23 protein-coding genes are annotated in these 23,194 nt (G+C 69.3%); 12 read left to right on the top strand and 11 right to left on the bottom strand.

Going from position 1 to position 23,194, the window contains the following annotated elements; all coding sequences use genetic code 11:
• Window positions 1–63: 63 nt before the first annotated feature.
• From ABZ717_RS03625 to ABZ717_RS03615, 3 genes are all read right to left on the bottom strand, one after another.
• Window positions 64–1,761: a serine/threonine-protein kinase gene (locus ABZ717_RS03625; RefSeq protein WP_358504979.1), complete on the bottom strand. Its 1,698-nt coding sequence runs from the start codon at window positions 1,759–1,761 to the stop codon at window positions 64–66.
• 158 nt (window positions 1,762–1,919) lie between these two features.
• Window positions 1,920–2,807, bottom strand: a complete 888-nt coding sequence (locus tag ABZ717_RS03620; RefSeq protein ID WP_358504976.1) for an alpha/beta hydrolase — start codon at window positions 2,805–2,807, stop codon at window positions 1,920–1,922.
• On the bottom strand, window positions 2,804–3,280 hold the full coding sequence (locus ABZ717_RS03615; protein ID WP_358504974.1) for a MarR family transcriptional regulator: 477 nt from the start codon (window positions 3,278–3,280) through the stop codon (window positions 2,804–2,806). Before ABZ717_RS03615 ends, ABZ717_RS03620 begins: the two co-directional genes overlap by 4 nt.
• Before the next feature lie 193 nt (window positions 3,281–3,473).
• Between ABZ717_RS03615 and ABZ717_RS03610 the strand changes: the two genes are divergently transcribed.
• From ABZ717_RS03610 to ABZ717_RS03595, 4 genes are read left to right on the top strand one after another with little or no spacing between them, the layout of a single operon-like run.
• Complete coding sequence (locus ABZ717_RS03610) at window positions 3,474–4,355, top strand: metal ABC transporter substrate-binding protein (protein WP_358505040.1); 882 nt, start codon at window positions 3,474–3,476, stop codon at window positions 4,353–4,355.
• A gap of 32 nt (window positions 4,356–4,387) precedes the next feature.
• Window positions 4,388–5,131 (top strand): metal ABC transporter ATP-binding protein, encoded by a 744-nt coding sequence (locus tag ABZ717_RS03605; RefSeq protein WP_358504971.1) that lies wholly within the window; start codon window positions 4,388–4,390, stop codon window positions 5,129–5,131.
• Window positions 5,119–5,994: a metal ABC transporter permease gene (locus tag ABZ717_RS03600; RefSeq protein WP_358504968.1), complete on the top strand. Its 876-nt coding sequence runs from the start codon at window positions 5,119–5,121 to the stop codon at window positions 5,992–5,994. The genes ABZ717_RS03605 and ABZ717_RS03600 overlap by 13 nt, the downstream gene beginning before the upstream one ends.
• Window positions 5,995–6,051: 57 nt before the next feature.
• On the top strand, window positions 6,052–6,471 hold the full coding sequence (locus ABZ717_RS03595; RefSeq protein ID WP_358504965.1) for a DNA-binding protein: 420 nt from the start codon (window positions 6,052–6,054) through the stop codon (window positions 6,469–6,471).
• Window positions 6,472–6,579: 108 nt separating this feature from the next.
• Here the strand turns inward: ABZ717_RS03595 and ABZ717_RS03590 are convergent, their stop codons facing one another.
• Both ABZ717_RS03590 and ABZ717_RS03585 read right to left on the bottom strand, forming a co-directional pair.
• Window positions 6,580–7,389: a thioesterase family protein gene (locus ABZ717_RS03590; RefSeq protein ID WP_358504962.1), complete on the bottom strand. Its 810-nt coding sequence runs from the start codon at window positions 7,387–7,389 to the stop codon at window positions 6,580–6,582.
• A 129-nt stretch (window positions 7,390–7,518) separates the two neighbouring features.
• Entirely contained in the window at window positions 7,519–8,058 is a 540-nt protein-coding gene (locus ABZ717_RS03585) for a DUF1062 domain-containing protein (RefSeq protein WP_358504959.1), read from the bottom strand.
• 285 nt (window positions 8,059–8,343) lie between these two features.
• Here ABZ717_RS03585 and ABZ717_RS03580 point away from each other — a divergent pair, with 285 nt between their 5' ends.
• Window positions 8,344–8,475 (top strand): hypothetical protein, encoded by a 132-nt coding sequence (locus ABZ717_RS03580; RefSeq protein WP_358504956.1) that lies wholly within the window; start codon window positions 8,344–8,346, stop codon window positions 8,473–8,475.
• 12 nt (window positions 8,476–8,487) lie between these two features.
• On the opposite strand, the gene ABZ717_RS03575 is transcribed toward ABZ717_RS03580, so the two are convergent.
• The gene (locus ABZ717_RS03575; protein WP_358504953.1) at window positions 8,488–8,982 is read right to left on the bottom strand and encodes a hypothetical protein; all 495 of its coding nucleotides are present in this window, start codon (window positions 8,980–8,982) and stop codon (window positions 8,488–8,490) included.
• 274 nt (window positions 8,983–9,256) lie between these two features.
• Between ABZ717_RS03575 and ABZ717_RS03570 the strand changes: the two genes are divergently transcribed.
• Both ABZ717_RS03570 and ABZ717_RS03565 read left to right on the top strand, forming a co-directional pair.
• Window positions 9,257–9,778: an N-acetyltransferase gene (locus ABZ717_RS03570; protein ID WP_358504950.1), complete on the top strand. Its 522-nt coding sequence runs from the start codon at window positions 9,257–9,259 to the stop codon at window positions 9,776–9,778.
• Between the two features lie 101 nt (window positions 9,779–9,879).
• Window positions 9,880–10,038, top strand: a complete 159-nt coding sequence (locus ABZ717_RS03565) for a hypothetical protein (RefSeq protein ID WP_358504947.1) — start codon at window positions 9,880–9,882, stop codon at window positions 10,036–10,038.
• A 22-nt stretch (window positions 10,039–10,060) separates the two neighbouring features.
• Here the strand turns inward: ABZ717_RS03565 and ABZ717_RS03560 are convergent, their stop codons facing one another.
• Window positions 10,061–11,050 carry a GNAT family N-acetyltransferase gene (locus tag ABZ717_RS03560; RefSeq protein ID WP_358504944.1) on the bottom strand — a complete coding sequence of 330 codons (990 nt, stop codon included), beginning with the start codon at window positions 11,048–11,050 and terminating at the stop codon, window positions 10,061–10,063.
• A 192-nt stretch (window positions 11,051–11,242) separates the two neighbouring features.
• Here ABZ717_RS03560 and ABZ717_RS03555 point away from each other — a divergent pair, with 192 nt between their 5' ends.
• From ABZ717_RS03555 to ABZ717_RS03545, 3 genes are read left to right on the top strand one after another with little or no spacing between them, the layout of a single operon-like run.
• Window positions 11,243–12,613 carry a nitrate/nitrite transporter gene (locus ABZ717_RS03555; protein WP_358504942.1) on the top strand — a complete coding sequence of 457 codons (1,371 nt, stop codon included), beginning with the start codon at window positions 11,243–11,245 and terminating at the stop codon, window positions 12,611–12,613.
• Window positions 12,610–14,727 carry a molybdopterin oxidoreductase family protein gene (locus ABZ717_RS03550; protein ID WP_358504939.1) on the top strand — a complete coding sequence of 706 codons (2,118 nt, stop codon included), beginning with the start codon at window positions 12,610–12,612 and terminating at the stop codon, window positions 14,725–14,727. The genes ABZ717_RS03555 and ABZ717_RS03550 overlap by 4 nt, the downstream gene beginning before the upstream one ends.
• Entirely contained in the window at window positions 14,724–16,181 is a 1,458-nt protein-coding gene (locus ABZ717_RS03545; RefSeq protein ID WP_358504936.1) for an FAD-dependent oxidoreductase, read from the top strand. Before ABZ717_RS03550 ends, ABZ717_RS03545 begins: the two co-directional genes overlap by 4 nt.
• 53 nt (window positions 16,182–16,234) lie before the next feature.
• On the opposite strand, the gene ABZ717_RS03540 is transcribed toward ABZ717_RS03545, so the two are convergent.
• Complete coding sequence (locus ABZ717_RS03540) at window positions 16,235–16,723, bottom strand: anthrone oxygenase family protein (protein WP_358505037.1); 489 nt, start codon at window positions 16,721–16,723, stop codon at window positions 16,235–16,237.
• 305 nt (window positions 16,724–17,028) lie between these two features.
• On the opposite strand from ABZ717_RS03540, the gene ABZ717_RS03535 reads away from it, so the two are divergent.
• On the top strand, window positions 17,029–18,630 hold the full coding sequence (locus ABZ717_RS03535) for an OmpA family protein (protein ID WP_358504933.1): 1,602 nt from the start codon (window positions 17,029–17,031) through the stop codon (window positions 18,628–18,630).
• A gap of 166 nt (window positions 18,631–18,796) precedes the next feature.
• Here ABZ717_RS03535 and ABZ717_RS03530 read toward each other — a convergent pair whose 3' ends face one another.
• The 3 genes from ABZ717_RS03530 to ABZ717_RS03520 are packed head-to-tail and all read right to left on the bottom strand — an operon-like array spanning window position 18,797 to window position 19,971.
• The gene (locus ABZ717_RS03530; RefSeq protein WP_358504929.1) at window positions 18,797–19,435 is read right to left on the bottom strand and encodes a DsbA family oxidoreductase; all 639 of its coding nucleotides are present in this window, start codon (window positions 19,433–19,435) and stop codon (window positions 18,797–18,799) included.
• Window positions 19,436–19,447: 12 nt separating this feature from the next.
• Window positions 19,448–19,696 (bottom strand): hypothetical protein, encoded by a 249-nt coding sequence (locus tag ABZ717_RS03525; RefSeq protein WP_358504926.1) that lies wholly within the window; start codon window positions 19,694–19,696, stop codon window positions 19,448–19,450.
• A gap of 53 nt (window positions 19,697–19,749) precedes the next feature.
• A complete protein-coding gene (locus ABZ717_RS03520; RefSeq protein ID WP_358504923.1) occupies window positions 19,750–19,971 on the bottom strand; it encodes a DUF6194 family protein in 222 nt (73 codons plus the stop codon).
• A 157-nt stretch (window positions 19,972–20,128) separates the two neighbouring features.
• Between ABZ717_RS03520 and ABZ717_RS03515 the strand changes: the two genes are divergently transcribed.
• Window positions 20,129–23,167, top strand: a complete 3,039-nt coding sequence (locus ABZ717_RS03515; RefSeq protein WP_061081151.1) for a Tn3 family transposase — start codon at window positions 20,129–20,131, stop codon at window positions 23,165–23,167.
• Window positions 23,168–23,194: the final 27 nt, after the last annotated feature.

Below are 23,194 nucleotides of genomic sequence, written 5' to 3'. Positions count from 1 at the left end.
CCCTCCTTCTCACAGCTCAGGGACGAACGCATCGAGGGTACCGCCGCGCGTCCACCGCCGTGGTCACAACGGGTCGAAGGAGGTGATGGCGTTCTCGCGCAGGTCGCCCTGCTGGGTCCACCGGTTCTCCTCGGCGGCGAACAGCACCGTGTAGTAGTCACCGCTGGTCACCGTGATGTTGCGGGCCATCAGGTGCCGGGGCACCCCGTTCTGGGACCAGATGAACTCCCAGTCGGCGGCCGAGTGGAAGTCGGTGGTGCCGGTGACGTCCTCCACTCGGACCCGCTCATAACCGGGGAAGCGTTCGTCGCCGCCGGAGACGTCCTCCTGGTCCAGCACGTGTTGATACTGGTCGTCGGTGGGGTGGGCGGTGCGGTCCACCTGCAGGTAGGAGTTGTCGGTGTGGGAGTCGTAGAAGACGCTGTCGCCCTCGACCCGGCGGACCCATCCGTCGGGAACGAGCATCGAGAAGCCCTCGGGGTCCTGGGTCCAGGTCATGCCCGCGGCGGTGGGGTCGCCTTCCTCGTCGGTCTCCACGACGGGGGTGGAGGGCGAGGCCGCCGGTTCCTCGGCCTCGGTGGGCTCCTCGCCGGCCTCCTCCTCGGAGGTTCCGGTGCCGGCCGAGACCACGCCCTGCTCATCACTCCAGGGGTTGAACACGACCAGGGAGGCGGCCACCACCAGGGAGGCCAGTCCCAGGGTCAGCACGACCACCGGCCAGGACAGGCGACGCGAACCCTGTGGGGTCACGGGCATGGTGCCCGCGTCGCTCACCTGGGTGGGGGCCGAGAAGGGCGGGGCCGCCTGTGGATGCCCCACCTGCTGCGGGTGCGTCCCATAGGGGTGCGGTGGTCTGTTGCCCGTGGGCGGGGTGCCCGCACCGAGCGTGGTCGTGCCGGTCTGGGGGCCGGTGGCGGGTCGTGACCCGTTGTCGCCACCGTGTTCGGACCCACGGGCCGCGGCCTCCATCAGGGATCGGCTGCCCGCCTCGTCCAGCCGTCGGGCGGGGTCCTTGACCAACATCCCCTGGATCGCCCCGCCCAGCGGGCCGGGCAGGACACCGGGAGGTTCGGCGTTGAGCACCGCGTGCAGGGTGGCCGGGATGCCCTCGCGTTGGAAGGGGGAGACGCCGGTGGTGGCCTGGTAGAGGGTGGCGCCCAGCGACCACAGGTCACCGGCGGGGCTGGCCGGGGACGAGGCCAGGCGTTCGGGGGCCAGGTAGGCCGGTGAGCCCATCACCCCGGCGGTCTGGGTGACCGCGGCGGTGTCGGCGATGGTGGCGATGCCGAAGTCGGTCAGGACCACCCGGCCGGAGTCGGTGACCATGACGTTCTCGGGCTTGACGTCGCGGTGGGTGATGCCCTGGGCGTGGGCCGTGCCCAACGCGTCGAGCAGGGACAATCCCCAGGCGGCGGCGCGCTCGGGCTCCAACGGCCCCTGGTCGCGCACGATCCGGTGCAGGGATTCCCCTTCCAGGAACTCCATGACGATCCAGGGGCGACCGTCGTCCTCCAGGATGTCGTGGACGGTCACGATGTTGGGGTGCTGGCCCATGGCGGTGGCCTGGGCCTCGCGCCGTGCCCTGGCGGCCATGCGGGTGCGGTCGTCCTCGTCCAGGCCGGGGCCCAGGAGGATCTCCTTGACCGCCACGGTGCGGTTGAGTCGTATGTCGTGGGCCTTCCATACCCGGCCCATGCCTCCCCGGCCGACCTCTGCACGCAATTCGTAGCGTTCGTGCAGCGTGCGCTGGGAATCGGCCACCGGTTACTCCTGATGGGGGTCGTGGGGCGTGGGGGCCCGCGGGGACGGGAAAGGGCCACGCGGGGGCGCGGCGCGGTGGGGGAGTCCAGTTTACGGATTATCGTCCCTGTCTTGCCCAACGATCCCACGGGCCCCGAATCTCCCGTGCGTTCCAGGCCCTACGAGCCGGGTTCGATCTCGGTGAGGAAGTCGCGTACCAGGCGGCCGACCCACTCGGGGGACTGGCGGTTGGCCCAGTGCCCCTGACCGGCGAGAAGTTCGACGCGGGCTCCGGGAACCGCGCGGGCGGCGGCGATGGTGGTGGCGGGCTTGACGCCGATGTCCTTCTCCCCGGCGATGAACAGGGTGGGGCAGCCGATCTCGCCCAGGCGTGGCCGCAGGTCCACGTTCATGCGCCAGGGGCCGATGGAGGTGTTCTGCCAGTCCGAGGAGCCCGCCCCATTGGCCTCGATCTCGGCCATGACCTCGTCGATGACCTGTTCCTGGTCGGGTGCGGGGCCGGCGAACAGCGCCTTGCGGACGAAGAGCTCCACCTTGCGCCGGTCCCCGACCATCAGACCGGGCAGCGTGGTGTTGAGCAGGCGGCTCTTGGCGGTGAGCCACAGGAGTTGGTGGTATCCGGGGGCGAAGGAGAGCACGCCGCCCGGGTTGATGGCCACGACGCGTTCCACCCGGTCGGGGTGTTCGATGGCGGTGTCCAGGGTCATCGCCCCGCCCTGGGACATGCCCACCACCCCGGTCCGGTCCACGTCGTAGTGGTCCAGGATCGCGGTGACGCAGCGGCGCAGGGCGGCGTGGTCGGCGATTCCGTTCCAGTCGCGGCTGTGTCCCTGCTTGGGCCAGTCGGGGGCGATGACCCGGTGGTCGCGGGCCAGGTCGGGGATGAGGTGGCGCCAGCTCAGGGTGGCGTTGTCCACCCCGCCCCCGCTCAGCAACAGCACCGGCGGGGCGCCTTCGGGGCCCTGGGTGATGACGCTCAGGCGGCCCTGGGGCATGTCGATGTGTTCGCGGTGGAAGTCGTCGGGTCTTGTGCCGGCCTTGCTCATGAGGTGTCCTTTCGCTGTCGGTCCCGCCAGCGGTCGAGCAGGGCGGGTAGTTCGGTCTCCAGGAACCCGTAGAGCTCGTGCACGTTCTCCAGGCGCTCGCGCCGCCGCGGTGAGGCGTCCTGTAGTGCGGCGAGTCCGCGTTCGGTGACGCGACGAAACTCGGTGGTCTGCGCGTAGCGGCGTTGGAGCATGCGGCTCCACCCGTCGGCGGCGATACGGAAGTACTCCTGGCGGTGGCCGCGTTTGCGCACCCCCTCCACGAGCCCGCTGGGGGTGAGCATCCGGGTGGCGCTGCCGATGGAGCTGCGACTGACCTGGAGCACCTCGGCCAGGCGGGCGGCGCTCTGTTCGGGCGGATCGCACACCAGTAGCCAGCCGATGACGCGTCCGGCGATCAGCGGCATGCCTTCGTGTTCGAAGAAGACCGCGAGGTCGTCGACGAAGGCGAGTTCGGCTTCGGTGGGTTCACTCATGCCTTCATCGTACAGTCATTGCAGTAATGACTGCAATGACTACAACGGATTCAGGAGGCGCGAAACGGTCGTATCCCACACCGAAAAGTCGACAGCGGCATGTGTGGGTTCGTCTCGACTGTGGTAAAAGTTAGGCGTGCCGAACATTAGAGATGGGTTGTCTTCAAAGACCTGGTTGGTCACGGTTTGCGCCCTGGTCCCCGCGCTCAGTCTGACCGCCTGCACCTCCTCCACCGGACAGGCCTCCGACGACGACGGTCGCCCCCTGGTCCTGACCACCTTCACCGTTCTGGCCGACATGACCGAGAACATCGCCGCCGACCGCGTACGCGTGGCCTCCCTGACCCGCCCCGGCGCCGAGATCCACGGCTACGAACCCACCCCCGACGACCTCGTCCGCGGCCAGGACGCCGACCTCATCCTGGAGAACGGCCTGGGTCTTGAGGCCTGGTTCGCCCAGTTCACCGAACGCGTCCAGGCCCCCACCACCGTGCTCACCCAAGACGTCGAGACCATCCCCATCTCCTCCGGCGACCACCAGGGCGAACCCAACCCCCACGCCTGGATGTCACCCACCAACGCCCTGACCTACGTCGACAACATCCAGGCCGCCCTGACCGAACTCGACCCCGAGGGCGCCGACGACTTCGCCCGAGCCGCCCAGGACTACAAGGACGAGATCAACGAGGTCTCCACCTACCTGGACACCGAACTGGCCGAGGTCCCCGACAACGCCCGCGCCCTGGTCACCTGCGAGGGCGCCTTCTCCTACCTGGCCCGCGACGCCGACCTGACCGAGCGATACCTGTGGCCGGTCAACGCCGAAAGCGAGGGCACCCCCCAACAGATCGCCGCCGTGGCCGAGTTCGTCCAAGACAACGACGTTCCCACCGTCTTCTGCGAGAGCACCGTCAACGACGGCGCCCAACAGTCGGTGATCCGCGAGACCGACGCACGGATGGGACAGACCCTCTACGTCGACTCCCTCTCCGAGGCAGACGGGCCCGTTCCCACCTACCTGGACCTGCTGCGCCACGACGCCGAGGCCATCGTCGAGGGCCTGACCACCACATGAGCCGCCCACCCGCACAAGGCAAGGAGGAGGCCGTGAGCGCCGCCATCGAGGTCAAGGACGCCACCGTCCGCTACGGCGACGTCCTGGCCCTGGACGAGGTGAGCGTGTCCGTACGGCCAGGGCGTGTCTGCGGCCTACTCGGCATGAACGGCTCGGGCAAGTCCACCCTGTTCAAGACCGTGCTCGGCCTGGTCACACCCGACCGCGGCCGCGTACGCGTCCAGGGCATGAAGAGCGCCACCGCCCGCCGCAAAGGACTGCTCGGCTACGTCCCCCAGTCCGAACAGGTCGACTGGGCCTTCCCCGTCCGGGTCCGCGACGTGGTCATGATGGGCCGCTACGGCCACATGGGAGGCCGACGCCGACCGCGCCCCACCGACCGCGAGGCCGTCGAGCACGCCCTGGCCCGCACCGACCTGACCGACCTGGCCGACCGCCAGATCGGCGCGCTCTCCGGCGGCCAGCGCAAACGCGCCTTCGTCGCCCGCGCCATCGCCCAGGACGCCGCCGTGCTGCTGCTGGACGAACCCTTCGCCGGGGTGGACAAACGCTCCGAGGCCACCATCACCGAACTACTCCTCCAACTGCGCCGAGCCGGACACACCCTGCTGGTCTCCACCCACGACCTGTCCCAGGTGCCCGCGCTGTGCGACGAGGCGCTCCTGTTACAGGGCCGGGTCATCGCCCACGGCCCACCCGAACAGGTACTCGAACCGAACGTGCTGCTGGAGGCGTTCGGCATCCAAGCCTCGGAGGGGGCCACATGGACACGGTGACCGCGCTCGTGGAGTGGTTCACGGTGCCGATGCGATTCGAGTTCGTCCAACGCGCCCTACTGGTCAGCCTGGTCGCCGGGCTGGTGTGCGCCGTCCTCTCGTGCTGGATGACCCTGGTGGGCTGGTCCCTGATGGGCGACGCGGTCTCCCACGCCGTACTGCCCGGGGTGGTGCTCTCCTACATGTTCGGGCTGCCCTTCGCCCTGGGGGCCCTGGTCTTCGGCGCCGGTTCGGTCACGTTGATCGGGGTGGTCAACCGCACCTCCCGGGTCAAGGAGGACGCCGTCATCGGGGTGGTCTTCACCGCCCTGTTCGCCCTGGGGCTGGTCCTGGTCTCCCGGGTGCCCAGCCAGACCGACCTGAGCCACATCCTCTTCGGCAACGTCCTGGGGGCCTCCGACACCGACATCCTCCAGGTGCTGATCCTGGCCGCGGTGGTGCTGGCGGTGGTCTGGTACAAGCACCGCGACCTGACCATGTACGCCTTCGACCCGGTCCACGCCCACGCCATCGGCGTCAACCCGCGCCTGTTGGAGACCCTGCTGCTGGGCCTGTTGTCGGTGACCGTGGTGGTGGCGCTGCAGGCGGTGGGCATCATCCTGGTCGTGGCCATGGTGATCATCCCCGGTGCGACCGCCTACCTGCTCACCGACCGCTTCGAGCGGATGCTGCTCATCGCCATGGCGGTCTCGGTCACGGCCTCGGTGAGCGGGGTCTTCACCAGCTTCCACCTGAACGTGTCCACCGGCGGGTGCATCGTGCTCGCCCAGGCCGCCCTGTTCACCCTGGCCTACCTGTTCTCACCCCGCCAAGGGGTGCTCTGGCGCGGTCGCACCGCCCGCGCCCTGCACAATCGGGCTTGAACAAACCATTTTGAATACTCTGTTGACAACATTCTCATGCCAACGCATAGTTGAAGCATGAGTACCGAACAGCACCCCTTCAGCCGACCCGACCCCGAACGGATCCGCCGCGCCCGCGCCCCCGAGGCCCTCTTCCGCATCACCGAACGCCACGCCACCGGAGAGGCACGCGACCTGTGGCAGGAGCGCCGCCTGCCCATGTTCGCCCACGAGGCCATCCAACGCGTGTGCGACCTGACCGCCGGCACCGCCGTACCCGACGAAGGCGCCCCGGCCGTGGACGAGGCCGACCTGACCGCCGCCCTGACCCTGGTGCCCCTGGCCCGCGCCGAGTTCGACCAGATGGAGGCCGGCCTGCTCACCATGGCCAAAGGGCGCGGAATGACCTGGCAGGAACTGGCCTACGGGCTGGGTCTGGGCACCGCCCAGGCCGCCCGCCAACGCCACGAACGCCTACAGTCCCGCACCGACCACTGAACTCACCCGGGTCCCACCACGAACGGGCGGGGCCCGCCCCCGGTGATCTTGGGTTCTAGTGGTCGGAGCGGGCCCCGAACGGCACCCGCCCTCACACGCGGACAGCCCTCAGATCAGCATGGCCAGCTGGCGAGCCTGGGCGACCAAAGTGCCCTGACCGTCCCAGATCTCCATGTCCTCCTCGTGCAGACCATGGGACAGGTGCCTGGTGAACACCCGACAAGCCAACCAGCCGGGGGCCGGCCGGGCGCGCACGTGGGTGCTCAGCTCCACGGTGATCGTGTTGAACTCACCGATCTCCAGCACCGCCGGGACCGCGAAGTCCACCATGGCGGGCAGGGAGTGGGTGTCGGCGTCGCGACCGTCGGCGAAGCGCATCCAGAACTCGACCTCGGGGCGACCGTCCTTTTGCCCGTCCAACCAGGCGGGACGGCGCGGGTAGCGGTACTCGACGCGCCGGGCGATGGTGATGCCCTCCACCTCGCCGGAGAACTCGCTCGGCACCTGGCACTCCTCGGGGGCAGGCAGCTCCGGCGGACCTTGAAGGTGCAGCTCGCGTCCCTCCACGCTCAGGTCGCCATAGGTGGCGGTGGCGCGCAGGATCTCCTTGCCGCCCTGCTCGACCACGACGGCGCCGGTGGCCGTGCGACGCCCCTCGCGGATGGTCTCGGTACGCAGGTTCGCCGGGCCGGGGGCGGCGGGCCGCAGGTAGAAGGCGGAGACCGCCAAAGGGTCGGGCTGGGCGAGGGTCTGACCCAGGGCGTTGAGGGCGGTGCCCAACACGTAGCCACCGTTGGGATGGGAGGTGAAGGTGGTCCACCCATCGGTGAGGGTGGCGGTGAACCCGCCATCGGCGCTCTTGTGGACACGGGTGTCCCGGTCGAACTCGTACTCTTCGACGGGGCGATCTTGGCTCATGCACCAATGTTACCGGTGAGTAGCTTTGTCGGCCACAACAACCAGAATCCTATTCGGTCATCCGGTGGCGACCCCATTCCCACGGAGCCACCACCGGATGTGATGTTCACCCCTCGCACGTGCCCCCGGTCAGTCCCGGGGCATCAAGACGAAGGTGAACCCGGCGACCGTCGAACGACGCAACGAGGCCTCGCACTTGACCCGAGACCGCACTTCGTTGCGGCTCAGCCCCAACCCTTGGGCGATGAGCCGATCACGGCGCACCGGCACCGGATCCCGAAAGTGGACCCGGATTCGGACCGGCCACCGCTCATCGAACCCGGCCTGTGGGACCTCCAACCGCCAGGCCCCCTCCCAGTCCAGGGCGAAGCGGTGACGCCGGGCCATGAGCGGATCCAACAACCAGGACGCCACCGCCCCCGGATCGTTGGCGAGGTAGCCATCCAGCGTCGCCGGATCGAAGGACCCGACCGCCGCTCGCTCGTGCACGGCCAGCTTGCTCGTGTGATCACACGCAAGACAGCGGACCAACAGCCACACGTCCAGCAGCTTGCCATTGGCGTTGACACGGAACCTGCCCTGTCCGGTGGTGAACGACCCGGCCCGACAGTTCGGGCACCGCATCGACAGCAGCGGCAACCGGGTACGACGGACCACCCAGGGCAGCACGATATGAGGTTGAGAAGACACAGCACTCTCTAGACCTGACACGAGACCGATTACGCGCGGCCTCGAACGCTGATTCACCGGGCGCGCGAGAGCGGCCCGGCAGAGCCGACACCAGGGCCGGCTTCAAGAAGAGCGAAAGATGTCAGGTCTCAAGAGCAGGTGGGGTCACGCGGCGCCGTCTCCTCTGTTGTCCTCACGACGATGGGTCCACGAGCAACCTACAAAGGCGCACGAGCAACACACAAAGGGTTTTCCACCGAGCCGACCCATGGCAGGCTCGACCGCGTGATCGAGCCCTTCGCGATGTGGGAACACCCGGCCGGAATCGGGTTGGGCGGACCTTTGGCCGTGGCACCCGAACCCGAGCTCGCCCGGTTCGAGGAGAGGGGCTCTCAGCTGAGCCTGTCGGCGCGCTGAGCACCCACCCGTTCAGTCCTCACGGTCCCGGGACCCGTCGTTGTACTGAGTACCGATGATGTCCCCCTGGGCCCGCGCGCCACTCATGTCGACGTGGTCGCCCTTGTACTCGTGCATACCGCCGTGCACGTGCCCGGCCTGGATCACGAAGCTGCCACCCCCGATGTCACGGGCGGTGTTGACGATGGTGTCCCCGCCCCGCTGGGGAGCCACCTCGTCCAACAGGGCGCGCAGCTCGGTCGCGGCCTGGGGGTCCTCGCGCAGCAGACGGCGCAGCCGGGTCTTCCACTCCTGCTGCATATCCTCCAGGAGCGTGGGGTCCTCCTCCAGATCCGCTCGGGAGCGCTCCAACTCGCTCAAGGCCTCCTGCTTCTTGGCCGCATCACCCTTGAACAGGCGGGTGACCCAGGCCTGCACCACGGTCCATCCGCCCTTGACCATCTCCTGGGTCAAGACCTTGGCACCCTCTTCGAACAACTCCACCGCGTCATCCTCCACCGTCGTCACCAGGACTCTCACCGACCCGGAAAGCCCCACGAATAAGACACGGTAGCCCGCCGAGCGGTTCCGCGTCGGGTCTGGGAAAAACCGCTTCGGGCAACAGCGAGACCACTGTTAACGTTGACCGGCGCGGAGCCGAGAGCCGGCCACCGCAGACCGAGATACGGGTGAGTCGATGCCCCTCAGAGCCGGTGCCGCCACGAGCAGCGCCCACAACGTCCCCGAACACCGGGCCCTGAGCTGAACAGACGACGGGGCCCCACGAGCAAAGGTCCTTGAGTTGTCCGACCCCACACGAACCTGGTCCACCCGACCCGAGACCGGTGCCGACATCGGCGCCATCCACGCCATCAACGCGGCGGCCTTCGACACCGAGGCCGAGGCCGACCTGGTCGAGGCCCTGCGCGCCGACGCCCAGGCCTGGATCGAGGGATTGTCGATCCTCGCCCAGACCGACGAAGGTCGAGTCGTGGGCCACGCCCTGTTCACGCGCTGTCACGTGGACGGCGCCCCCGCGCTGGCGTTGGCCCCGTGCTCGGTCCTGCCCGCCTTCCAGCGCACCGGCGCCGGTTCGGCCGCCATCCGTACCGGTCTGGAGAGCGCACAGCGGATGGGCGAGAACCTCGTCCTGGTACTGGGACACGCCGACTACTACCCAAGGTTCGGCTTCACCCCGGCCTCCGGGTTCGGTGTGCGCGCCCCCTTCGAGGTGCCCGACGAGGCCATGATGGCCCTGGCCCTGGACCCCTCACGGCCCACACCGCGCGGGACCATCCGCTACCCGGAGGCCTTCGGCGTCTGAGCCACCGTGTGTGCGCCCCGCCCGGGGCGCGCACACACGGCGTCGGGAACCCGACGGGAGCCGACGACGTCGGATCAGGGACACCGAACGGAAGAGGGAACATGGGCGGCAAGTACGGGCAGGGCATGAACCTGGGTCTGGGGGTGGCCCTGGGCCTGTGTTTCGGATTGCTCTTCGACAGCGTGGCCATGGGCATCGCCTTCGGCGTGATGTTCGCACTGTGCTTCGGCGCCTCCAGCGCCAAGAAGAACCAGCGCTGACCCCAGACCCCCACCCAGGTGCTCAGCGCGCCGCCAGGCACTCCTCCACCAGCAAACGCTCGGCCACCCGCTCATACATCAACGACCGGTTGACCGCGAGCATCGCCGCGTTCTCCTGGTTGATGGTCACCGCCAGCGCCCGCACGTGCGGGAACAGATCGTGCACCCGCAGCGCCTGGGTGGCCTTGACCCGGCTGGCCAGCTTCCGACGACGATGGGCCGGCATCACCGCGGTGTCGTGCTGATCGGCCACCACACCACCGGTGACCGTGCACACGGTGGCCGCCACCACCTGATCCGACATCCGATCCAGCGCCGCGCCCACCACCAGACGTGAACCGTCCTCGGTGATCTTGCGTTCCCACTCGCGCACCTGCGCCGGCCCCCAGGACCGGGCCACCATCTGCAACGCCGCTCCGGGCGCGTCCAACAGATGCCCCATCACCCTCCCGAACGAGCGCACCAACTCCTCGGGGGCGGGCCCCTCCCAATGGGTGAGCCGATAACCGCGTGCCGGGGTGGCCGCCAGCGACCAACAGCGCCGCAGCGTGGCCTCGTCCAGGTACTGCTTTTGCAACTCCAACCGCAACAGGGTGCGCAGGTAGGGGCTGGCCCGAGCGAAGGGCTCACCCGGCTCACCGGCCAGCACGGTGCTCTGGAGCCGCTCCATGCCCAACGCCCGAGCCCGCTCGACCACCGTCTCGCGCAGCTCGCTCCCCATACCCATGCGGCGGGCCAGGGGGGCCACGAACAGTCGCAGGAACCCGATCCGCTCATCGTGGGGTTGTCCTCGCAGCTCGGCCACCCCCACCACCGGATCCCCCGCCGACAGACGCGAGGCCCACCGCCACCCCTGACCGGCCCGCCGCGAACGCAACCGCACCGCCAGGTCCTCGGCCCGAGGGGCCCCACCCGACAGCTCGCCCTGCCCCGCGGTGAAGATCGCCGTCCAAGCGGCCAGGTCAGGGTGGGAGGCCGTGACGGGGTCGAAGGATTCCACGAATGGGCTCACCCCGACACCGTTTCACATCCGGCCCCGCGCTGTCCCCCTCCCACAAGGGGCACGCCACCACCGTTCTCACCACCGGCGCCCAGACCGGGTGAGCCCACTGTTTCCCGCGCGTTACCTCACGACACGTCCCGGTAACCCCCGCTTCCTACCGTCGGCCACGACAAGCAGCCCTCGCACAGGAAGGCACCGATCATGAGCGCTCACACCGGCGTGCGAGCCCCACGCATCGGACCCGGCCCGATCACCCACTGGGACCCCGAGGACCACACCTTCTGGGAGAGCGCCGGCCGCAGGGTGGCCCACCGCAACCTGTGGGCCTCCATCGCCTCCGAACACGTCGGCTTCTCGGTCTGGTCGATCTGGTCGGTACTGGTGCTGTTCATGACCCCCGAGCACGGTTTCTCCACCACACCGGAGCAGAAGTTCCTGTTGCTGTCGGTGGTCACCCTGGTCGGCGCCCTGCTGCGGGTGCCCTACACCCTGGCCGTACCCCTGTTCGGTGGACGCGACTGGACCATCGTGTCCACCACACTGCTGATCGTGCCCACCACGGCCGCGTTCTTCCTCATCCAGGCCCCGAACACCCCGTTCTGGCTGATGTTGACCCTGGCCGCCACCGCGGGGCTGGGCGGCGGCAACTTCTCCTCCTCCATGGCCAACATCAACTCCTACTTCCCCGAACGCGAAAAGGGGCGGGCCCTGGGGTTGAACGCCGGAGGCGGCAACATCGGGGTGGCCACCGTCCAACTGGTGGGACTGGCGGTCATCGCCCTGTTCACCACCTCGGCCGCACACCTGGTGCCCCTGTTCTACGCCCCGCTGATCCTGCTGGTGGCCTGGTGGGCACTGCGATCGATGAACAACCTGCCCCACGTCCCAAGCCACACCCGCGCCCGACTCTCGGCCATCCAGGACCGCCACTTCTGGATCATGTCGGTGCTCTACATCGGCACGTTCGGATCCTTCATCGGCACCGGCTTCGCCTTCGCCCTGCTGTTGCAGACCCAGTTCGGACTCACCCCCCTCACCTCGGCCGCGATCGCCGTCCTGGGCCCGATCATCGGCTCCCTGCTACGCCCGGTGGGCGGCAGATGGGCCGACTCCCTGGGCGGAGCCCGCCTCACCCTGTGGGTGTTCACCGCCATGGCCGTGTGCGCCGGAGTGCTCCTGCTCGCCGCCCAGGGCTCCCACCTCACGCTCTTCGTCGGCGCGTTCGCGGTGATGTTCACCCTCACCGGCCTGGGCAACGGCTCCACCTACAAGATGATCCCCACCATCCACGCGGCCAGGGCCAAGGACGCCATCGCCGCCGGAGAACCCCGCGAACAGGCCCTGGAACGCACCAGGGACACCTCCTCCTCCATGCTCGGACTCATCGGAGCGGTCGGCGCCCTGGGCGGGGTGGGCGTCAACGTCACCTTCCGCGAGTCCTTCGCCGCCACCGGATCCACCGCACCCGCCTTCGCGGCCTTCGCGGTGTTCTACCTGGTGTGCGCGGCCCTGACGTACCTGGTCTACTTACGCCCGCACACCACCTCGCCCACCGGAACGGCCACACGATGACCGCCCCCTCCGACCAGGCCACCCGCACCCACTGCCCCTACTGCGCCCTGCAATGCGCCATGGACCTGAGCCCCACCCCTCAAGGGACCCTGACCGTGCGACCCGCCCCCTTCCCCACCAACCGGGGAGGCCTGTGTCGCAAGGGTTGGACCTCCACCGAGGTCCTCAACACCCCCGACCGACTCACCCGCCCCCTGATGCGCAAGGACCGCACCTCACCCCTGCGCGAAGTGGACTGGGACACCGCCCTGGACCACATCGTCCAACGACTCCTCTCGTTGCGCACCGAATCGGGCCCCGACAGCGTCGCGGTCTTCGGCAGCGGAGCACTGACCAACGAGAAGTCCTACCTCCTGGGCAAGTTCGCCCGACTGGCCCTGGGCACCTCCCAGATCGACTACAACGGCCGCTTTTGCATGTCCTCCGCGGCGGCCGCCGGCAACCGCGCCTTCGGTCTGGACCGCGGCATGGCCTTCCCCCTGACCGACCTCGCCCACGCCGACGTGGTCCTGCTGGCCGGCGCCAACCCGGCCGAGACCATGCCACCGATGATGGGACACCTGAGCGCACCCCGCCTGGTGGTCATCGACCCGCGCCGCACCGCCACCGCACGCACCGCCCTGGACAACGGCGGACTCCACCTGGCCCCACGCCCGGGAACCGACACCGCCCTGGCCCTGAGCCTGCTGCACGCCACCCTCACCAGAGGATGGGGCGACCCCGACTTCGTCCAGACCCGCACCAGCGGCTTCGACACCGCCTGGCAGCGAGCCGCCGCCTGGTGGCCCGAACACGCCGAACCCGTCACCGGGGTACCCGCCGCCCAGATCCGCGCCACCGCCGACCTGCTCGGCCGAGCCGCACGCGAGCGATCGGCCTACGTCCTGACCGGACGCGGCACCGAACAGCACACCAAGGGCACCGACACCGTCTCCGCCTGGATCAACCTGGCCCTGGCCCTGGGCCTACCCGGCCGCACCGGCTCCGGCTACGGGTGCATCACCGGCCAGGGCAACGGCCAAGGCGGCCGCGAACACGGACAAAAAGCCGACCAACTACCCGGCTACCGTCACATCGACGACCCCACCGCACGCGCCCACGTGGCCCAGGTGTGGGGCATGGACCCCCAAGACCTGCCTGGAGCGGGTCGCAGCGCCTTCGAACTCCTCGACGCCCTGGGCACCCCGGGCGGACCCCGCGCCATGCTCCTCTTCGGCGCCAACCCGGCCGTGTCCGCACCCCACACCACCCACGTACACCAACGCCTACGATCCCTGGACCTACTGGTCACCGCCGACTTCGTCCTGTCCGAGACCGCCGCCATGTCCGACGTGGTCCTGCCCGTGACCCAATGGGCCGAGGAATCGGGCACCATGACCAACCTCGAAGGACGCGTCCTACGCCGACGCCGCGCCACACCGCCACCACCGGGGGTACGCACCGACCTGCACGTCCTCAACTCCCTGGCCACCCGTCTGGGCCACCCCCACACGGCCTTTCCCACCGACCCCGACACCATCCTGAGCGAACTGGGCGCCGCCTCCGCCGGCGGAGCGGCCGACTACTCCGGGCTGAGCCCCCAACGCCTGGACGGCGAGCAGGCACTCTACTGGCCGCTTCCCCAAGACGGCTCCACCACCCCCCGCCTGTTCCTGGACTCCTTCGCCCACCCCGACGGGCGCGCCCGTTTCACCCCCGTCGATCACCGCCCACCGGCCGAGGAACCCGACCAGGACCACCCCCTCATCCTCACCACCGGCCGCCTCATGGGCCACTACCAGTCCGGCGCCCAGACCCGCCGCGTTCGCGAACTCACCGACGCCGAACCCTCGGCGTATGTGGAGGTGCACCCCGACACCGCGGCGCGCGCCGGACTCACCCACAACGACTGGGCCCACCTGACCTCCCGGCGCGGCACCACCCTGGCCCGGGTACGCCTTGACCCCACCGCCCGCCTGGACACGGTGTTCATGCCCTTCCACTACGCCGGGGCCCAGGCCGCCAACAACCTCACCCACCCCGCCCTGGACCCCACCAGCCGCATGCCCGAGTTCAAGGTCGCCGCCGTGCGCCTGGAACCGGCCCCGACCCCACCGACCGGAGGAACCCCGTGAGCCCCCACCCGTCCCCGCGCCGGATCGTGGTCATCGGCAACGGCATGGTCGGCGCACGTCTGGCAGAGGAGATCGCCCGCCTGGACCCCGACGGCACCCGGGTGGACCTGCGCGTGGTGGGCGCCGAACACCACCCCGCCTACAACCGGGTCCTGCTCCCACAGGTCCTGGCCGGCACCCACACCCCCGAACAGATCCGACTGCCCATACCCCACACCCCCGGGGTGAACGTGCGCACCGGCGTGACCGCCACCCGCGTCGACACCACACGAGGACGCGTGGAACTGGACGAGGGCACCCACCTGGACTTCGACGACCTGGTCCTGGCCACCGGAGCCCGCGCCGCCCTGCCACCCATCCCAGGCGTCAACACCCCCGACAACACCCCCGGCACGGGGGTGTGCGCCCTACGAGACCTGGACGATTGCGAACGCGCGCTGTCCCTGGTCCGCCCGGGCGCACCCGTGGTGGTCCTGGGCGGCGGCGTCCTTGGATTGGAAACCGCCCGCGGCCTGGTCGAGCGCGGCGCCCGGGTGAGCCTGGTGGAGTCCTCGCCCTGGATCATGCGCCGCCAGATCGACCGACCGGCCGCCCACATCCTGGCCCGCCTCTACCAGGATCTGGGCGTGAGCGTGCACTCCTGGCGGGTGGCCCACCGATGGATCCCCACAACCGGCCTGGAACTGGACGACGGCCGTGTCCTGGCCGGTGACGCCCTGATGGTCACCGCGGGGGTGCGCGCCAACGTCGAACTGGCCAAGGACGCCGGTATCGAGGTCGAACACGGTGTCGTGGTCGACGACCACCTGACCACCTCGCACAGCCGTGTCCACGCCATCGGCGACTGCGCCCAGCACCCCGGGGGAGGGGCCGGGCTGATCCGACCGGGCTGGGAACAGGCCGCGGTACTGGCCCATCGCCTCACCGGAGCCGAACCGGGCGCCCGCTACCGGGGCGCCCGCCCACAGACACGCCTCAAGGCCCAGGGCATCGAACTGACCGCGTTCGGCCGCGTCCAAGAAGAGGACGAGGGCCCCCAGGTGGAGACCGTCACCGTCAGCGACCCCCACGGGGGCCGCTACGCCAAGTTGTCGGTGCGCCACGAGCGTGTGGTGGGCGCGGTCCTACTCGGCTTCCCCGAGGCCGCGGCCACCCTGTCCCAGCTCTACGACACCGCCGCGCCCGTACCCGCCGACCGCCTCGCCCTGGTCCAGGGACGCCCCCTGCCGACCACCGATGAGCGAACCCCCGCCCCGGCCCCGGTGTGCCGGTGCAACGCGGTGGGAGCAGAGGAGATCGAACAGGCCTGGTCGCAGGGGGCCCGCACCCGCCAGGCCATCGCCGAACACACCCGTGCCACCACCGGCTGCGGAGGCTGCGTGCGCGACGTCGACGCCCTGTTGGCGGGGCTGGGCCGGGCCGGCCCCATCCCCACTCCCGCCTCCGTGCCCTGAACGACCACACCCCCGGGGTTTCGGTCCACTCACGCAACTGTTCAGGGCCCACCTCAGCGCAGGGACAAACCCACCACACAGCACACCAAAGCGACCACCGACATCAGGGTGCGCACATTGTTCCAGCGCACCCACACCGGCTCGAAGGCGGACCGCGCCGCCGCCACATCCTCCGCCTTGGCGGCCGGCCCCACGGCGTCCAAGGCATTGTTGCGCGGAACGTTCACCGTGAAGGTGACGGCCACCGCCACCACCAACGCCGCCAACCCCACCCCCGTCCAAAGCGCCGAGTGGTGCGCGCCGGCCGCGAACAAGAGCGCCGTAGAGCCCAGCACCGCCACCGGCGCACCCACGAACACCAGCGCGAACATCGGATTGAGGATGGCGGAGTTGATGCGCTGCATCGACTCCACCATCGCCTGGTCCCGCGCCCTGGCCAGGCCGGGCATCACCGCCATCGAAAAACCCAGGAACAACCCCGCGAACAGGCCCGTCAACACCACGGCCAGCACCGGAACGAACCCGAACACCACCTGTGTCACATCCACACGCCCACCCTCCCTCGCCGGGGACGACCCACCCGGGGGAACCGCCCCACAACATCGAAGCACCTCCCCGCCCGGCGCGCCATGGCCCACCACCACCGCCCACCCCAAGGCCGCGACCGAAACCGGTCACCCTCCCAACCGAATACCGTGTCTTCGGTGCGGGCCCCGGGGCCACCATCGGCCCGAGCCCTTTTGCCCGCTTACCGAACCAGAATCGGCTCCCAAGCGTCTGAGCGGCAAAGCGATCCACAACCCCCGGCCCTCCCCAACGGCCGAAGACGCACAAGGAGCCCCCGCACATGTCCCAACGAGCCCTCGGCGCGATCGGCGCGGCTCTGGCGCTGAGCCTGGCCCTGAGCTCCTGTGGTCTGGTCCGCGACCTCACCGACGGTGAGGACGGGCCCCCGACCCAGGAGAGCCCCGAACAGGCCCAAGAGAGCCCCGCACCGGAACTTCCCTACACCCGCCAGGGCCGCATGTTCGTCGAAGACGGCAACGACGTCGCCTTCGAGGTCGTCATCAACGCACTCGAATCCAACGGCGAGTACATGATGATCGACGTCACCCACAACATCCTCGAACCCCTGCCCGGCACCGTCACCAGCGCCGTGGCCCCCATCCGCATGGTCGACCCGCTCTCCGGCGAGGTCCTTCGGGTGTTGAACAACGAAGAGCACGGCGAGAACTACGGCACCTACTTCGAGGAGGGCGACCCCTTCCTGCCCACCCACGAAGGTCTGCCCCTGCCCATGCGCCGCTACTTCCCCGCCCCCAGCGAGAACGTGCGGACCCTCACCTTCACCGGCGCCGGACTGGGTTACGTCCCCGGGGTCCCCATCACCCACGTCGACGAGTTCACCGAAGCACCCGAACCCAACGTCTACGACCACATCGACCCCGACACCTGGGAACAGGGCGAGCTGCCCGAGGAGATCTTCTACCCCGAGGACGTACCCGAACCGGGCCTGGACGTGGACGCCTACCGCCAGTCCATGGAGAGCTTCGTCGACAGCCCCATCGCCTCCACCACCCGCTCCGGTGACCAGGAGACCATCGCCCTGCACTCGGACAACATGTTCGAGGTCGATGAGGCCGACCCCACCGACGAGGCGGCCGAGACCATCCGCCAGACCGCGGCCTCCCTGCGCGAGAACCTGGCCCAGGGCACCGAGATCACCGTCATCGGCCACACAGACTCCACCGGCTCCGACAGCCACAACCAGACCCTGTCCCAGGAGCGGGCCCAGGCCGCCCGTGAACTCATCGAAGAGGAACTGGGGCAGGGCTTCACCTTCGCCACCGAGGGGCGCGGCGCCGACGAACTCCTGGCCCAGGAGGGCGGGGACGACGACGAGGAGGCCCGCGCCCGCAACCGCCGCGTGGAGTTCTTCTACGAGGTGCCCATGGACGCCACCGACAGCGAGGACACCGAAGGCCTGGACGCCGCCCAACGCCACGTGGCCGACCCGGCCCCCTACTTCGAGGAGATGGACGTGCACACCACCGTCTCCCACAACGACATCGACCTGAACGTCTACCCGCTGGTGCGCGACGGCGCCTACCTGTTCCAGGTGGTGGGGTTCCAGAACTCCACCCTGAGCGATCTGGAGGCGGACCTGGAGGGTGACGAGGCGCGCCTGCCGGGCAGCCCCGCCCAGTACGCCGAGGGCACCATGGGCGGTTTCCGTCTGGAGGAGGCCGACTCCGGACTGATCCGCTACGTGATCCGCATCAGCACCGGCGAGGAGGAGTACGAGGACTTCGCCGACGAGATCCACACCCTCAGCCCGGGCGAGGAGTACCTGGCCCTGGCGGTCTTTCCCGCCCCGGCCACCGACGTCGCCGAGATGACCCTGTACGCGGGCGCCTTCGGTGAGATCCCCCAGATCCCCATCCAGTAGGGACCCGGGCCACATGGTCCGGTGCCCCGCCTCCCCGCACGGGGACGGGGCACCGCCCCCATCCGAGCGAAAGCACCCTCGCCCCCCGGGACCGGATACGACGAAGGGGGCCGCCGCCCTGCCCGGGACGCCGGCCCCCTCACGCGTTCGCAGGTGAACCCCTCGATCAGCCCTTTTGGGCGTAGGCCTTGTCCAACGCCGCGCTGAAGACCTCCAGCGGCTGGGCTCCGGAGATCCCCAAGGCCCGGTCCAGCACGAAGAAGGGCACACCCGTGGCGCCCAGGCGGCGGGCCTCCTCGATGTCGGCGCGCACCTGGTCGGCGTATTGGTCGCCCTCCAACACGGTGCGGGCCCGCTCGGTGTCCAGACCGATCTCGCCGGCCAGCTCCACCAGGGTGTCCACGTCGTTGAGCACACGCCCCTGCACCAACTGGGCGTTCATCAGCCGCTCGTGCGCCGCATCACCCAGACCGTGCTCACGGGCCAGGTGGGTCAACCGGTGGGCGTCGAAGGTGTTGACCATGACCCCGCCCGCGAAGTCATAGCGCAACCCCTCCTGGGCGGCCACCTGCTGGACCTGCTCGGTCATGGCCTGAACCTGCTCGCGTGGGGCGTTCATCTTCTTGGCCAGGGAGTCATAGACCGGCTCGCTCACCCCCTGGGGGAAGGTGGGGTCCAGCTGGAAGCTACGCCAGAGGATCTCGACCTCCTCGGCGTGCTCGAAGTCCGCCAACGCCCGCTCCAGACGACGCTTGCCGATGTAGCACCACGGGCAGACGATGTCGGACCATACTTCGATTCTCAATGTCATCCCCGCTCAGAGACAGATTCCGTCCGAGCACACCGGCGCGTCCTCGGAACCCAACGTCACCAGACCCTCGACCAAAGGCAGGGCCAAGACCCGCTCCCTGTCCTGGCCCCGGTCCCGGGGGAGCGTTTCATCCGGGACCCGCTCATCCTGTTCGGGCTCGCCATCGTTCAACTCCAAGGCCCCTTCCCGGTCGATGAGCGCCGACTTCGACGACGCCGGACGACCACCGCCGCACACACTCGATTCGGCGATCACAACACCGAGCGAAGCCGGTTACTTCCCACCACTCACCCCATTTGTAACTTTTCCTAGGGTACCTGCCCAGTGGTTCGCGCCTGATGGCGCGCCACCGCCCGCCGCCAGGCCGCACCCACCAGTTCACGCAACCGGTCACCGGTGCGCGGGCCCGGGCACACCACCGACACCCACCCCTGCACGGCGTAGACCGGATGCGGCAACAACCGATCCGACTCGGTGAAGTCGACGTCGGCGCCGACCGCGGCGTGCTCGGCGGGGGAGTGGCCCACCACCTCGGTGAACAGGGGGGGCGACCGGAATACGTGACGGATCGGCAATAGGCCCTGGGCTTGAACCTGATGGTGACGGTTTGACTACTTCCCGGACACGCTGCACCGAGTAGCGCTAGGTTGTCCGCGCCACTTCCGCTTCGTAGTCAAGGCAGGACCGATGGCGTCGATCGACCGCACCGCCTACCCCCGGTTCAAGAAGAGCGTGCCGCCCCAGGAGCTGTACGACGTCTTCACCCCCTCACCAAAGGAGATCGAGTGGGCCCAGCGCGCCACCCGCTCCGATGAGCACCTGCTCGCGCTGGTGGTCCAGCTCAAGGCCTTCCAACGGCTGGGGTACTTCCCCCGCATGGACGAGGTCCCCGACGCTGTAGTTGGTCATGTGCGCAGCCGCCTGGACCTGGCCGCCGATGTGGAGTGTGCCCACGATTCGGACCGGACCCGGCGCCACCACCGGGCACTGGTCCGCGACCGCCAGGGCGTCAACAGCGACCGCGAGGCCGCACGTGTCCTGGCCGAGGAGACCATGCGCGCCGAGGCGCGGGTCAAGGACAACCCGGCCGACCTGATCAACGTCGCCTTGGAGGAGCTGACGCGCAACAGCTTCGAGCTGCCCGGGTTCACCGTCTTGGACAAGATGGCCGCGCGGGTGCGAGCCGAGGTCAACTACGAGTTCTTCTTCGGCATCACCAAGCGCATGGGGGACGACGACATCGCCCGGATGGAAGGGCTGCTCCAGGTCCCTGCGGGACGGCGCACCTCCCCGGCCGACGACCTCAAACAGTCCGCGCGCCGCCCGTCGCTGTCGCGGTTCAAGCAGCACCTGCGGCACCTGCGCGACCTGGACCTGCTCGGGCCGACCCAGGTGTGGCTGGAAGAGGTTCCCAAGGCCAAGGTCGAGCACTTCGCCGCTGAGGCGCGGGTGCTGGATATCTCCCAACTGCGCAAGTTCAACGATGACAAGCGGATCGCGTTGGTGGTCAGCCTGGTCCACGTGGCCCGGGTGCGGGCTCGCGATGAGGTCGCGGGCATGTTCTGCCGCCGGATGGCGGCGATCCACAAGAAGGGGCGCGAGCGCCTGCAGGAGATCCGCGAACGCCAGCGGGCCGAGACCGAACGGCTGTGGGGCGTGTTCGGCCGTATGCTCTCGGGAGCCCGGGAGGCCCACGCCCACGGCGAGGCCGCCGCGTGGGCGGAGTCGGCGGTGTGCGAGCGGGCCGGGGAGCTGATGCTCAAACCGCTCGCCGACGCCGGCGGCGTCGCCAAGGTCTCGCAGGAGCACGAGGAGATCTCCGCCCACCACGGCAACAACTACACGGGCCTGATGGCGGGGTTCTACCGCTCCCACCGGGCAGCGCTGTTCGAGCTGCTGGAGGTGTTGGAGCTCAAGCCCACCAGCGCTGATGACTCGGTGCTGCGGGCGGTGGCGTTCATCCGCGCCAACCGGCACCTACGCGGTGAGTATGTCCCTGACCATCTGGAGGGCTGCGAGGCGTTGGATACCTCCTTCGTCTCCGAGCACTGGGCCAAGACGATCCGCGAGCGCGGTCGGCCGGGGGTTTTCGTGCGCCGCCAGTTGGAGGTGTGCGTGTTCTCCTACCTGGCCTCGGAGCTGCGCACGGGGGACGTGGCTGTGGTGGGGGCCGACTCCTACGCCAGCTTCCTGGACCAGCTCATGAGCGCCGAGGAGGCCCAGGGCAAGATCGCCGCCTACTGCGCCGAGGCGGGCATCCCCGACACGGCCGACGGGCTGTGCGACATGGTCCGGGGCCTGCTGGACGCGCACGCCGCGCGCACGGACGCCGCCTACCCTGACAACGCCGACCTGGCGATCGACGAGGACGGGGTGCCCACGCTCAAGCGGCGCCGCGGCCGCGAGCGCACCGCCTCCGCGCTCGCGCTGGAGGCCGCGGTCACCGAGCGCATGGACGAGGTCGGGCTGTTGGACATCGTCACCCGGACCGCGCACTGGATCGGCTGGTACCGCCACTTCGGGCCCTTGTCGGGGTCGGACCCCAAGATCAAGGACCCGTTGGGCCGCTACTCGGTCATCGGCTTCACCTACGGCACCAACCTGGGGCCGCACCAGATGTCGCGTCACCTGCGCGGCGGGCTCTCGCCGCACGAGATCGCCGGGCCCGCCCGCGAGCACGTCACCGCGCACAAGCTGAACCGGGCCAGCGCCGATGTGGTCAACGCCTTCAGCTGCCTGGACGTCACCTACTGGTGGGGCGATGGCTCACGGGTGGGGGCGGACGGCACCCAGATCGACACCTGGGACGACAACCTCCTGGCGGAGACGAGCGTGCGGTATGGCGGGTACGGGGGGATCGCCTACCGGCACATCGCCGATTCCTATATCGCGCTGTTCTCCCACTTCATTCCGTGCGGGGTGTGGGAGGCCGTCTACATCTTCGAGGGACTGCTGCGCCAGGAGAGCGGCCTGGAGCCCGAGACGCTCCACGCCGACACCCAGGGCCAGTCCCTGCCGGCCTTCGGACTGGCCGCTTTGCTGGGGGTGGAGCTGCTGCCCCGTATCCGCAACTGGAAGGACCTGGTCTTCTACCGCCCCAGCGCCAACGCCCGCTACCGCCACATCGATGCGCTGTTCGGCGAGGACGCGGTCATCAACTGGAAACTCATACGCACCCACTGGATCGACCTGATGCGCACCGTGCTGTCCATCAAGGAGGGACGGCTGTCCAGCTCGGTGCTGCTGCGCCGCCTGAGCAACGAGTCCAAGAAGAACCGGCTGTACCGGGCGTTCCGTGAGTTGGGGCGGGCGATGCGCACCACCGTGCTGCTGCGCTACCTCAACGAACCCGAGCTGCGCGAGGGCATCACCGCCGTCACCAACCGGGTGGAGGCCTTCCACGGGTTCTCCTCCTGGCTGCGGTTCGGCAACAACGGCACCCTGGCCGACAACGACCCCGACCACATGGAGCTGCTGGTCAAGTTCAACGAACTGCTGGCCAACTGCGTGATCTTCTACAACGCCGTGGCCATCACCGCGGCCCTGACCCAGCTCAGGAACGAGGGCCACCGCGTCTACGGGCCCGACGTGGCCTGTCTGGCCCCGTACATGAGCGCGCACATCCGCCGCTTCGGCGACTACGTGCTCGATGTGTCCCCGCCCGGCGCGGCCCAGGCCCACCTGGAACTGGACGAGACCGACCAGACACAAGAGAGCACGCGGTGAAGACTCACACCCCGAAGATGCAGGGCT

This window comes from Nocardiopsis sp. NPDC006832, from assembly GCF_040635885.1.
GTDB lineage: Bacteria > Actinomycetota > Actinomycetes > Streptosporangiales > Streptosporangiaceae > Nocardiopsis.
The sequence above is the reverse complement of the archived record's forward strand: the minus strand, read 5'-3'. Positions and strand labels throughout refer to the sequence as shown.